10 protein-coding genes and 2 pseudogenes are annotated in these 12,036 nt (G+C 47.5%); all 12 read right to left on the reverse strand.

The features are described from left to right. Positions 1-2 precede the first annotated feature (2 nt). A complete protein-coding gene (gene trxB, locus B5F87_RS06970) occupies positions 3-926 on the reverse strand; it encodes a thioredoxin-disulfide reductase (protein ID WP_087278837.1) in 924 nt (307 codons plus the stop codon). Positions 927-940: 14 nt separating this feature from the next. Then, on the reverse strand, positions 941-1,264 hold the full coding sequence (locus tag B5F87_RS06975; protein WP_087278840.1) for a thioredoxin family protein: 324 nt from the start codon (positions 1,262-1,264) through the stop codon (positions 941-943). A gap of 258 nt (positions 1,265-1,522) precedes the next feature. Further along, on the reverse strand, positions 1,523-2,734 hold the full coding sequence (locus tag B5F87_RS06980) for a PTS sugar transporter subunit IIC (RefSeq protein WP_087278843.1): 1,212 nt from the start codon (positions 2,732-2,734) through the stop codon (positions 1,523-1,525). Between the two features lie 90 nt (positions 2,735-2,824). Continuing rightward, the gene (gene dnaJ, locus B5F87_RS06985; protein WP_087278846.1) at positions 2,825-4,030 is read right to left on the reverse strand and encodes a molecular chaperone DnaJ; all 1,206 of its coding nucleotides are present in this window, start codon (positions 4,028-4,030) and stop codon (positions 2,825-2,827) included. Positions 4,031-4,177: 147 nt separating this feature from the next. Beyond that, on the reverse strand, positions 4,178-6,040 hold the full coding sequence (gene dnaK / locus B5F87_RS06990; protein WP_087278849.1) for a molecular chaperone DnaK: 1,863 nt from the start codon (positions 6,038-6,040) through the stop codon (positions 4,178-4,180). A gap of 76 nt (positions 6,041-6,116) precedes the next feature. Continuing rightward, positions 6,117-6,773, reverse strand: coding sequence for a nucleotide exchange factor GrpE (grpE, locus tag B5F87_RS06995; protein ID WP_087278852.1), 657 nt, complete (start codon positions 6,771-6,773; stop codon positions 6,117-6,119). Positions 6,774-6,802: 29 nt separating this feature from the next. Next, positions 6,803-7,855, reverse strand: a complete 1,053-nt coding sequence (hrcA, locus tag B5F87_RS07000; RefSeq protein WP_087278855.1) for a heat-inducible transcriptional repressor HrcA — start codon at positions 7,853-7,855, stop codon at positions 6,803-6,805. A gap of 138 nt (positions 7,856-7,993) precedes the next feature. After that, positions 7,994-8,485: a GNAT family N-acetyltransferase gene (locus B5F87_RS07005; RefSeq protein WP_087279127.1), complete on the reverse strand. Its 492-nt coding sequence runs from the start codon at positions 8,483-8,485 to the stop codon at positions 7,994-7,996. 97 nt (positions 8,486-8,582) lie between these two features. Further along, entirely contained in the window at positions 8,583-9,674 is a 1,092-nt protein-coding gene (locus B5F87_RS07010) for a leucine-rich repeat protein (RefSeq protein ID WP_087278858.1), read from the reverse strand. A 54-nt stretch (positions 9,675-9,728) separates the two neighbouring features. Then, positions 9,729-10,850 (reverse strand): hypothetical protein, encoded by a 1,122-nt coding sequence (locus B5F87_RS07015; RefSeq protein WP_087278861.1) that lies wholly within the window; start codon positions 10,848-10,850, stop codon positions 9,729-9,731. Between the two features lie 236 nt (positions 10,851-11,086). After that, a pseudogene (locus tag B5F87_RS07020) lies at positions 11,087-11,590 on the reverse strand (ATP-binding cassette domain-containing protein); the annotation flags it as partial. A 68-nt stretch (positions 11,591-11,658) separates the two neighbouring features. Continuing rightward, positions 11,659-11,949, reverse strand: a pseudogene (locus B5F87_RS21390) (helix-turn-helix domain-containing protein); the annotation flags it as partial. Positions 11,950-12,036 lie beyond the last annotated feature (87 nt).

A 12,036-nucleotide genomic window follows, 5' to 3' on the forward strand; every position in this document is an offset into this window, starting at 1 on the left:
TTCTATTCTTTTTCTGCCAGATATTCTTCAATGAAATGTGACGCCACTGCCCCGTCTGCGGCGGCAGTAATCACCTGGCGCATCACTTTGGTACGAACGTCGCCCACGGCAAATACGCCCGGCACGCTGGTTTTGGTCGTCTCGTCGGCGATGATGTATCCTGCCTTATCCATGTCCACCTGCCCTTTGAAAAGTTCTGTGGCCGGGGAACGGCCGATACTCACGAAGACGCCGTCACAGGCAACGTCTTTTTCCTCACCGGTGAGTTTGTTCTTCACCCGGATTCCGTTCACCTTATCCTCATATAAGAAGGCTTCCACCGTGCTGTTCCAGCAGAATTCCACATTTTCCGCCTGCATCAACGGGGTGTGGTAGATTTTTTCTGCCCGGAGTGTGTCCCTTCTGTGAACGATCACAACTTTTTCACAGATTTTGGACAAAAGCAATGCGTCGCCGGCGGCAGAATTGCCTCCGCCGATGACCGCCACGGTTTTTCCTTTATAGAACATACCGTCACAGGCGGCACAGTAGTTGACGCCGCGGCCCACCAGCTTCGCCTCGTCAGCGATTCCCAGCTCCCTTGGCGTGGCGCCGGTGGCAATGACCACCGTCCGGCTGTGGAACGTTCCCTCGCTGGTGACGATTTCTTTCACATCGCCGGCCAGCTGCACGCTCTCCACTTCCGCCAGCTCCGTTTTTGCGCCGAATCTCTCGGCTCCCTGCTGCATTTTCTCACCCAGCTCGAATCCGTCAATGCCCTCGTCGAATCCCGGATAGTTGTCGATCTGGCTGGTGAGAGCCATCTGTCCTCCGGCGGACAGTTTCTCAAGAATCAATGTATCCATGCCGGCGCGGGCGCAATAGAGAGCCGCCGTGTAGCCGCCCGGCCCGCCTCCGATAATCACAACGTCATAAATGTCTTCCATTCATATATCCTCCTTTATTTCAGATGCTCCGCGATAAAAGCTTCAATCTTCGCTTTGGAATCCGGAGCCACAATACTGCCGAGCATTTTTCTATCTTTAAATATCATCAGGGTCGGGATGACCTCCACCTTGTATTCTTCTGCCAGCGCTTCCTGCTCATCAATGTTAATCTCGCCGGTTACCATGGTATCTGCATACTGTTCTGCGATTTTCTTCATGGCAGGCCCGATTCGGCGGCAGTAAGTACACCATGGGGCGGAAAACTCCACCAGAGCAGGCTTCGCTCCTTCCAGTACATTTTCTTTAAAATTATCTACGGTAATCTTTATCATCGACATATATTATCTCCTTTCCATTTCTCTTCTGTGATGAGAAAGAATCCTGCACGGCAGGATTTCCCAATCTGTTAAAAACATAGTTTATTGTAACATAAGCATGACAAAAAATGCACTCTTTTATTCATCTGCAAATAAAAATCTGCAAATAAAAATGCGCACAAAAAAAGAAAGTGATGCTATACACAGCGCTTTCTGCTTATCTCTCATATCCTGCGGCAGGCTGGCAAAGCCTGCCCGGGATATTCCTTTCAAATTGTCTTAACCAAGATCTATTTTTAAGTCTCCCTCTTTGATGAGCCCTTTTGCTCTCATGAACTTGCCGATGAACCAGTTGAGGACAATCGGTAAAACAAAACAGAGGAGAATCAATCCGATCCAGTCTTTTACTCCGGCCGCATAGCCTTCCGGCATATTGCCCCATCCGGTGATAATACCAATCGGTCCTACCAGACCCGAAGTTCCCATTCCTGAAGATATCGCCGCTCCGTTATTTCTGAGCTGGAAGACACAGGTTGCAATCGGTCCCAGGATAGCGGATGTGATAACCGGAGGCAGCCATAACACCGGTTTTTTCATCAGGTTCGGCACCTGCAGCATGGAAGTTCCGATACCCTGCGCCACAAATCCTCCGATGCCATTTTCCGGATAACTGAGAGTTGCAAAACCAAGCATATGTGTACAGCAGCCGACTGTGGCAGCTCCGCCGGCCAGCGCCAGACCGTTCCATACCTCTATGGAGACCGTTCCATCTCCGAGAGCTGCCAGCACTGCGCCGCCGCTGATTCCGATGGCCGCACAGATAGCCGCGGAACTGATTGGCAGAGTGAGTACGATGCCCACTACTGTTGAGATAACGATTCCCATCAGGAATGGCTGCAGGTTTGTCGCCCATCCGATGAAGGTTCCGAGTGCATCACAGATGGTTCTGAAGATTGGAGCCAGAACCATTGCACAAAGAGTTCCGATTACAATCGTAACTGCCGGCGTTACAAGAATATCAATCTTCGTCTCCTTTGATACCAGTTTACCAAATTCACAGGCAATGATCGCCACAAATAATACTGCCAGAGGGCCGCCGGAGCCGCCCAGGGTATTGGTTGCCTGACCGACCGCACAGAGCGAAAACAGAACCAGCGGCGGAGCGTCCAGAGCATACCCTATGGCTGCCGCCATGGCCGCTCCCGTTACGGCAGTGGCGTAAGTACCGATTCTGTATAACACCCAGCAGACGCTGTCCACACCGCCAAGAGCCGCAGTCTGTGCGGATAATTCGTCACCACTCAAACCTGATAAAGTAGCCATGAGGCCCGCAGTGCCAATATTTTCCGCAATAGTCTGAAAAATAGTTCCAATCAGCAAAGATGCAAATAAGCCTAATGCCATGGCGCCCATGGCGTCGATTCCATACCGTTTAAAAGAAATCTCAACGTTTTTTCTCTTCAAAAAGCTTTCCTTTTTTGTTTCCGACATAACGTTCTCCTTTGTTCATGATAGATATCGAAATTATAATAATACTCAAAAAGCCCCGCGGGATATTTCCCGCGAAGCTGTCTCATCCATTTATTTCTTCTTCTTTCCGCCAAAGAAGCCTTTTCTTTCATGTTTCTCATGCTTTTCATGCTTTTCCGGCTCTGTTTTTGCTGCGCCTGAAGCATCTGTCTGCGCTGGCGGCACCTCTCCCATGGCCTCCTGGAACCGGCGCAGCGCCTCTTTCTGCGCTTCTGTCATGCGCTCCGGCACCTGTACCACCAGGGTGACAAAATGATTACCACGAAGGTTTTTATTCCGAAGGCTAGGCACACCTTTATTTTTCAGACGGATTTTCGTATCAGTCTGTGTTCCCGGCTTAATGGTATAATCCATCGGTCCGTCTACTGTGTCGATCTTAATGGTAGCACCCAAAGCTGCCTGTGCAAATGTAATCGGCTCCGTGGAGAAGATATCGTATTCCTGTCTCTGGAACTTCGGATGACGGGATACATTTACATTGACAAGCAGGTCTCCTCTCGGTCCTCCGTTGATACCCGGCTCGCCTTTCTCGCGGATCCGCACGCTCTGACCGTTGTCAATACCTGCCGGAATCGGAACTTTAATCTTCTTGCGCACCTTGATGTAACCGGTTCCGGAGCAATCGGCACATTTATAACGGATTACCTGACCGGTTCCGTTACAATCCGGACACGGCTGTACATTTCTTACCATGCCGAACATGGACTGCTGCGTATAGACCACCTGACCGGTTCCGTTACATTTGGAACAGGTCTCCGGACTGGTTCCCGGCTTGGCGCCGCTGCCGCCGCAGGTGTTACATTTCTCTTTCAGGGTAATCTCCAGCTCTTTGTCTACGCCTCGGATAGCCTCATCAAATGTAATACGGACAGCCGCCCGCAGGTTCGCACCCTGACGCGGGCCGTTTCTTCTGGCATTGCTGCGGCTGCCGCCGCCAAAGAAATCACCAAAAATATCGCCAAAAATGTCGCCCATATCTCCGCTTCCGAAATCAAATCCGCCGAATCCGCCGGCTCCTCCGCCTCCCTGCTCAAAGGCGGCATGGCCGAACTGGTCATAGCGGGCTCTCTTATCCGGGTCACTTAATACTTCGTAAGCCTCAGAAGCTTCTTTAAACTTTTCTTCCGCATTTTTATCCCCCGGATTCATATCCGGATGATATTTTTTTGCCACCTTCCGGTACGCACGCTTTATTTCATTTTCTGTGGCGTTTTTATTTACGCCCAGAACCTCGTAATAATCTCTTTTATCTGCCATACTATCCTCCAAATTCAAGGCTTGCCCCTGCGCATCTTTCGCGGAGCGTATATCAGATGAAAATTATTTCACCCGGTGAACGACAAGGGAAGAGGGGACAGGGCAGCCCCGTCTCCTCTTCCTCTGTCATTGTATTGAATTCTGATTTTATACTTCTTTGTAATCTGCGTCAACCACATCATCTGCGTTATAGGTTGCGTTGGCATCTCCGCCAGGAGCTGCCTGAGGGCCGCCCTGAGCGCCCTGCTGTGTCTGCTCATACATCTTTGCAAACAGTGCCTGCGCATCTTTCATCAGCTGTTCTTTTGCTTCATTGATCTCGGAAACATCAGAATCAGTCATGTTGTCAACCGTTGTGCGGTCGAGAATCTCTTTCAGCTTGGTGATGTCAGCCTGTACTGTGGTCTTTTCAGCCTCGTCAATCTTATCGCCGACCTCTTCCAGAGCTTTCTCGGTCTGGAATACCATGTTGTCAGCGTCATTTCTTGCGTCGATGGCTTCTTTCTTCTTCTTATCCTGTGCCTCGAACTCAGCGGCTTCTTTTACAGCCTTGTCGATATCTTCATCGGACATATTGGAACCTGCTGTGATGGTGATGTGCTGCTCTTTACCTGTTCCCAGGTCTTTGGCAGAAACATTTACAATACCGTTGGCGTCGATATCGAAAGTAACTTCGATCTGAGGAACACCTCTACGTGCCGGCGGGATACCATCCAGACGGAACTGGCCTAAGGTCTTGTTATCTCTCGCGAACTGTCTCTCACCCTGTACAACATGGATATCAACGGCTGTCTGATTATCCTCTGCTGTGGAGAAGATCTGGCTCTTCTTGGTAGGGATTGTTGTGTTACGCTCGATCAATCTTGTGGCAACACCGCCCATGGTCTCGATGGACAGGGACAGCGGAGTTACATCCAGTAAGAGGATATCGCCTGCGCCGGCATCTCCTGCCAGCTTACCACCCTGAATGGAAGCACCGATGGCTACACACTCATCCGGGTTGATGCCTTTGAACGGATCTTTGCCTGTCAACTGTTTTACTTTATCCTGAACAGCCGGGATTCTTGTGGAACCGCCGACCAGTAATACTTTGCTTAAGTCTGTAGCTGTCAGTCCGGCATCTTTCAGAGCGGTTGTTACAGGTGTTACAGTTCTCTCTACCAGATGAGCGGTCAGCTCGTTGAATTTTGCTCTTGTCAGGTTCATCTCGAAGTGTTTTGGTCCTTCGGATGTAGCTGTGATGAACGGCAGGTTGATGTTGGTTGTTGTGGAAGAAGACAGCTCTTTCTTTGCTTTCTCAGCTGCTTCTTTTAATCTCTGCATTGCCATCTTATCGGAAGATAAGTCAACGCCTTCTTTTGCCTTGAAATCATCCAGCATGTACTGAGTGATTACATTATCAAAGTCGTCGCCGCCCAGGCGGTTGTCACCGGCTGTTGCCAGTACCTCGATAACGCCGTCGCCGATTTCGATGATGGAAACATCGAAAGTACCGCCGCCTAAGTCGTATACCATGATCTGCTGTTCTTTCTCGTTGTCAAGGCCGTAGGAAAGAGCGGCTGCTGTAGGCTCGTTGATGATACGTTTTACTTCCAGTCCGGCAATCTTTCCGGCATCTTTTGTTGCCTGTCTCTGTGCGTCGTTGAAGTATGCAGGAACAGTGATAACTGCCTCTGTTACTTTCTCGCCCAGGTAGTTCTCTGCATCAGATTTTAATTTCTGTAAAATCATAGCGGAAATCTCCTGTGGAGAATATTTCTTGCCGTCAATATCTACTTTGTAATCAGTACCCATATGACGTTTGATGGAAGAAATAGTCTTGTCAGCGTTGGTTACTGCCTGACGTTTTGCCGGCTCACCGACAACTCTTTCTCCTGTCTTTGTAAATGCAACAACAGAAGGGGTTGTTCTCATACCCTCTGCGTTTGTGATAACTACAGGCTTTCCACCTTCCATAACTGCTACACATGAGTTTGTTGTACCTAAGTCAATACCAATAATCTTACTCATTATTCATTCCTCCTAAAATCAACTATATCTGTAATCACTGATCTTGCCGACCGGCCAGCGGTCTGCTCCATCAGCTCTAGTTGGCAACTTTTACCATGCTGTGCCGAAGCACGCTGTCTTTGTACATATAGCCCTTCTGGAACTCTTCCACTACCAGGTTCTCACCCAGTTCTTCATCTTCCACATGCATCACCGCATTGTGGAAATCCGGATTGAATTCCTTACCGGCTGCATCCATCGCTTTCACGCCAATCTCATCAAAGACGGTCATGAGCTGCTGGTAGATCTTCTCAATGCCCTGGGCAAATGCGCCCTCTTTTTCCTCCTCGGAGAGAGCATCCAAGCCTCTTTCAAAGTTATCCACCACCGGAAGCAGCTTTGCGAGAACTTCCTTTGCGCCGATATCATACATGCGGCTCTGCTCTTTGGCATTACGTTTTCTGGCGTTCTCAAACTCCGCCATCAGCCGCTGATATTTGTCCGTGATATCGGCAAGCATCTCCTGGCTCTTCTTTAATTCTATCTCCAGAGCCCTGGCAGATTTCTTCTTTTTCTTCTTGCTGTCCGGCTCATCGGATTCTTCTTCGCCTTCTGCAGCATCGCCGGCAGCCTCCGCTGTCTCAGCTGCGTTCGCTTCCTCAGAAGCGTCTTCCTTCTGCTCCTCATCCTGAGCAGCTTCAGAAATGTTTTCGTCTACGATACTTTCGTCGAATTCTTTTTTATTCTCTTCCACTTAAGTACCACCTTTCTGTGATTTATTTTCTATGATTTATTATTGAAAATCTCATCTAAATCATCCGTCAGATTCTTGAGAGTATTTACCACCTTCTGATAATCCATCCGTTTCGGTCCGATGATACCGACCGTTCCGGTTCCCCCTTCCGCCAGTTCATAGGTCGCAGTCACGATGCTGCAATCCTTCAATGTCTGCACCGGGGTCTCATTACCGATGTAAACCTGGATTCCATGGCGTTCCTCCTGGTTCACCGTGTCATCCACAAGCTTTACAAGAGCTTTCTTCTCCACCAGAGTATCAAGAAGCGCCATGGTGTGATCCGGACTTACCAGCTCCGGATACTTCAGCATGTTTGTGGCGCCGCTGGTGTAAATCTCCATATCGTCTGCTTCGTGTATCGCCTCCACAATTCCATTAAAAACGCCTTCCAGAATGGAGGCATGCATTCCTGCCTGCACCTTCATGGTATGCACCAGCTCCAGATTAATATCCTTGAGCGTCAGCCCCTGCAGGAAAGAATTCAATAATATGTTGAGCTTAAGGATCTCGTCATTGCCAAGAGGATCTTCGATATTCATCAGAAGATTCCGCACCGTGTCATTGCCAAGAACAATGACCGCAAGAAGTCTCCGGCTGTCCACCATGGAAAGCTGTATGAACTTTATCTTTGATTCCTTAATCTGCGGCGTGGTGATGAGAGTGGCATAATTGGTATTGGCCGCCAGTACATCCGCCACGTTCTTAAGAACTTCCTCCATACGGTCCATCTTCTGCAGGAGAGCCTGCCGTTCCTTCCGAAGCTCATTCTCCCGGGCTGCAAACTCGCTCTCTTTCTCTTCCATCAGATGATCCACATAATAACGGTATCCCAAATCAGAAGGAATCCTGCCAGCAGATGTATGCGGCTGTAAAATATATCCCAGCTCTTCCAAATCTGCCATCTCATTACGAATGGTTGCAGAACTCAAATGCAAATCAGAATCTCTGGCAATGGTTCTGCTTCCCACCGGTTCACCCGTCTCAAGGTAAGTAGATATGATTGCCTTCAGTATTTTCATCTTACGTTCATCCAGATTCATAACTGTGTCCCTTCTTTCTTAGTTATTAGCACTCGTTTATGTTGAGTGCTAATATCTTTATAGATAACTTAGCACTATATACATTTCTTGTCAAGCATTAATTTCAAATTTTTATTTTTAACAGTTCAGGAAAATCCTTCACACTTCTATATAATAAGGACAGATATCCTCGTATCTGCCGTCCTTCATCCGGAACCCGCCCGGAATCACGCCAAGCTGCTTAAATCCGATCTTTTCGTAGAGATGCCGGGCCCCGGCGTTGGTTTTTACCACCGCGTTAAACTGCAGGATACGAAATCCCAGTCTGTGCGCCTGTGCGATGCTGTCCCGCACCAAAAGCTCTCCGATGTGCTGTCCCCGTGCTTCGGAGGCCACGGCGTAGCTTGCGTTGCTGATGTGCCCACAGCGTCCCACGTTGTTTGGATGAAGGATATAAAGTCCCAGTACATTTCCTGTGTCCGTGTCCTCCGCCACGCCGCAATGGCTCTGCTGCGCAAAAAATTCCGCGCCGGTCTGCGCGGTGAGAGATTCTTCCTGAGGGAAGGCGACGCCTTCCTCCACCACCTCGTTCCAGATGGCAGTCATAGAAGAAAGGTCTTGATTATTGTATTCTCTCACTGTGATGTTCATATTTTTTTTCCTTTCTCTCATCCGATATTTCATCGTAATATCTTCTTATCATTTTTACGTGGAAAAGGACTGCCAGCAGCAGCCCTTTCCCCATTTATCATTTTTTCTTTTTCACAACAATTTTTCCGTCAAAATCAAATTTCCGAAGCTGTCTTTTCACCTTTTTGTTCCGGACATACACCGTACATTTTTTGGAGAGATCGTAAAACGATCCTTTTTTAATATTTTTGGTGCGGATCACTAATTTTTCAAATTTGTTTTCTTTCCAGCCAAAATTCCCGTCAAATCGCTTGATATTTTTTGGCAGAGTCAGCTTCTTTAACTTCTTTGAACCAAGGAACACACCCTCTTCCAGCTTCTGAAGAGACTTGCTCAGACGAATGGAAGACAGTTTCTTCATTTCACCAAAGGCATATCTTCCGACAGTCTGCACCGAGTTCGGCATGGTCACGGACCGGATTGTATTGTTTCCATTGAAAGCGTATTCTCCGATGTGACGGACAAAATCTTTCACCTTGTATGTTTTAGCACTGCTGGTCACGTTATAAAGAATGGTTCCATCTTTGGAATATACGTCGTTATCGATGACCTGGAAATGCGGGTTGGACTCATCCGCGACAATCTGTACTGACGGACATCTCTTTATATCAATTCCAAACTCTGATCTGTAAACCGGCTCCCCGTAGCTGGACGGAAGAACAATTGTTTTTAATTTCGGGCAGTTAAAATAACTGACTTCATCCATATAGGAAACTTCTCCCTCGAACACAACTTCTTCCAGCTTTTTAAAACTGATCGCTCTGCCCTGAACTGTAATGCCCGGAGCAAATGTAATCTTTCTCAGAGACTCGTGGGCGGTATTGGTTTCTTTTAAATCCGCCTGCCCCCATCCTTCGCCAAAAGAATCATCGGAATCAACCATAAAATCGTCCTCATCCCACCAGAATGAACCCACCGGATAGGATTTACCGAGAAATTCCACTTCATTTCTTATGTAGACTTCCGAAAGATCAGAATCCGGGTCCAGTTCTGCGTGTCCCTTCGCTTCGGAATCCCAGTCTATCAACCAGTAACGTACACCATCCATGGTCACACTTGCCGCCTTCGCGTCAAAGGAATGCAGAAAGAACAGTCCCAGGAACAGGCATCCGCCCAGTATCACTCCCTGTAATAACTTCATTTTTTTCATAGATTTCCCTCCTTATCCTTCTTGTAATGCCCCTCCATACATTTATCCATACATTTAATTTTTTCTTGCCGCATAAGTAACATCTACTGTCTTCTCACACCGCAGTCTGCCTTCACCCCTGATACTGGTTTTGGAAAGATCCAGCTTCTGTACTTTGGTTCCCAGACAGCTTAAGAATCTTAACTTTCTGTTCTTTTTGAGATTCAGAGATGTTATGTTGGTATTTTTACAACCTAATATTTCAAGATTTATGTTTGTTTTTACGTTAATCTTTGTCAGAGCAGTATTATGGCAGCGAAGATATCTCAGGCTGGTACATCCAGTCACATCAAGGCTGGTTAATTTCCGGTTGTTCTGGCAATGTAAATACTTTAAATCTTTGTTTCCGCTCAAGTCCAGAGAAGTAATCTGAGTATAATGGCAATTCACATTTTTTAATTTGGAATTTTTACTCAGATCCAGCGATTCCAGAGAAGCAGCTTTTATCGTGATGCCTCTCAGATTTCTGACCCCTTTTAGCGACAATGTCTTCAGAGTATCACTGATGATATACATATTTTTCAGTTTGGAACAGCGATCCAAATTCAGCGTTTCCGTTTCGCCGGTAAACATGACAGACTTTAAATTTTTTAAACCGGATAAATCGATCTGTTCTATCTGGCCTCCGCATACAAAGGAGTCCAGATTTGTGCATCCCTGCAAATTCATACTGTCAATATAAACAATATGCTCCGAATTGGGAACAATCCCCACTTGCCGCAGTTTTGTGCAGTTTTGCAGATTGATCGTTCCAATATGCATACTCTCGGAATATATCGACACATTTTCTAATTTCTTCAGTCCGCTCAAATCCAAATCCGGCGCGGCCGTCATGTCCTGCTGATACTCCGCTACTTCATAATCGAACTGTTTCAATTTTTTGAAATATTTGATACCCTGAAACGAATCGATATACTGCCGTGTGTCAAAACGCATCTTTTTCACTTTTGACGCTTCCTTCGAAGAGAGAAATCCGTCTTCATTGGTATCCGCCTCCTGCGCGTATTCCATCACTGCCGGCGCAAAATTTTCCTCATTGATCACCACGCTGTCCGCTGCCTTCACAGATATGCCGGCGCCTGCCATAAAAGTAAAGGCGGCAGCAGTCAGCACAGCCATTTTGATAGATTTTTTCATAAATTTCCGTCCTTTCTCGTCAATGTTGTAGTACACCAGCTATTTATATTTTACAATAACTCTATCCTTATGTCCACATATATCTAAATGATAAAAAATGCAGGGCGGACAGTCCTGTTTCTATTATAAAACAGCTTTCCGCTCTGCATAAATAAAATACACATTACCGTCAGGCAACGGTTTTAACCATTATATACACTTGCTCCTTTACAATAATTCATCATGCATTCTCGTATTTACTCCTCAAAATTACCCGTATAGAGCTGATAATATTTGCCCTTGGCGGCAATCAGCTCGTCGTGGGTACCTCTCTCGATGATGCGGCCCTGTTCCATGACCATGATACAGTCAGAGTTCTTGACCGTGGAAAGACGGTGGGCGATGACGAAGGTGGTACGGCCTTTCATCAGAGCGTCCATGCCGTCCTGTACCAGTTTCTCAGTACGGGTATCGATGGAGGAAGTAGCCTCGTCGAGAATCAGCGCCGGCGGGTCGGCCACGGCCGCGCGGGCGATGGCAAGGAGCTGACGCTGGCCCTGACTCAAGTTGGCGCCGTCGCCGGTGAGCATAGTATCGTAGCCGTCCGGCAGACGCCGGATAAATCCATCGGCGTTGGCCAGTCTGGCCGCCTTGATACATTCTTCATCGGTGGCGTCCAGTTTACCGTAACGGATGTTATCCATGACAGTGCCGGTGAACAAGTGGGTATCCTGCAGTACAATACCCAGAGAGCGACGCAGACCTCGTCTTCCATCTGCCTTGTCTTGATAAAAAACTCTTCGCTTTCTTCCAGGAGTTTTTTGGTGGGGAGCACTTCTTTCTTCCGGATATCCTCCGGGCGCTCCCGAAAATAAAGATAATCTTTTTCTCTAAGCTTTTTGATCAGAGCAGACAGCGTTGCCTTGGACATGCCTGTCTCCCGGCACAGCTCCGTAAGGTAGGTCCCCTCCGAATGATGCCGCAGAAGATATACGAGAAAATAAACCTGAATTCCGCTGAGTTCATCATTTCTGAGACAGCAGTCCATCAGCGCCGCCAGATCCAACCCGATTTTCTTCATAAAATAAATCAGCTCTTCTGCTCTGAAATCATCGGTCATTACTGCGAACACCTCCTGTTCTTTTTCTGTTTTTTACTATAATGCATCCATATACAGAATTTTCCTGATCCGCAAAATAGTTTCTTA

Source organism: Eubacterium sp. An3, assembly GCF_002159465.1.
Taxonomy (GTDB): Bacteria; Bacillota; Clostridia; order Lachnospirales; family Lachnospiraceae; genus Anaerobutyricum; species Anaerobutyricum stercoris.

Bases quoted from the DNA above. Each gene is read 5' to 3' on its own strand.
- trxB (WP_087278837.1), bottom strand. From the start codon at position 926: ATGGAAGACATTTATGACGTTGTGATTATCGGAGGCGGGCCGGGCGGC.
- B5F87_RS06975 (WP_087278840.1), bottom strand. From the start codon at position 1,264: ATGTCGATGATAAAGATTACCGTAGATAATTTTAAAGAAAATGTACTG.
- B5F87_RS06980 (WP_087278843.1), bottom strand. From the start codon at position 2,734: ATGTCGGAAACAAAAAAGGAAAGCTTTTTGAAGAGAAAAAACGTTGAG.
- dnaJ (WP_087278846.1), bottom strand. From the start codon at position 4,030: ATGGCAGATAAAAGAGATTATTACGAGGTTCTGGGCGTAAATAAAAAC.
- dnaK (WP_087278849.1), bottom strand. From the start codon at position 6,040: ATGAGTAAGATTATTGGTATTGACTTAGGTACAACAAACTCATGTGTA.
- hrcA (WP_087278855.1), bottom strand. From the start codon at position 7,855: ATGAATCTGGATGAACGTAAGATGAAAATACTGAAGGCAATCATATCT.
- B5F87_RS07005 (WP_087279127.1), bottom strand. From the start codon at position 8,485: ATGAACATCACAGTGAGAGAATACAATAATCAAGACCTTTCTTCTATG.
- B5F87_RS07010 (WP_087278858.1), bottom strand. From the start codon at position 9,674: ATGAAAAAAATGAAGTTATTACAGGGAGTGATACTGGGCGGATGCCTG.
- B5F87_RS07015 (WP_087278861.1), bottom strand. From the start codon at position 10,850: ATGAAAAAATCTATCAAAATGGCTGTGCTGACTGCTGCCGCCTTTACT.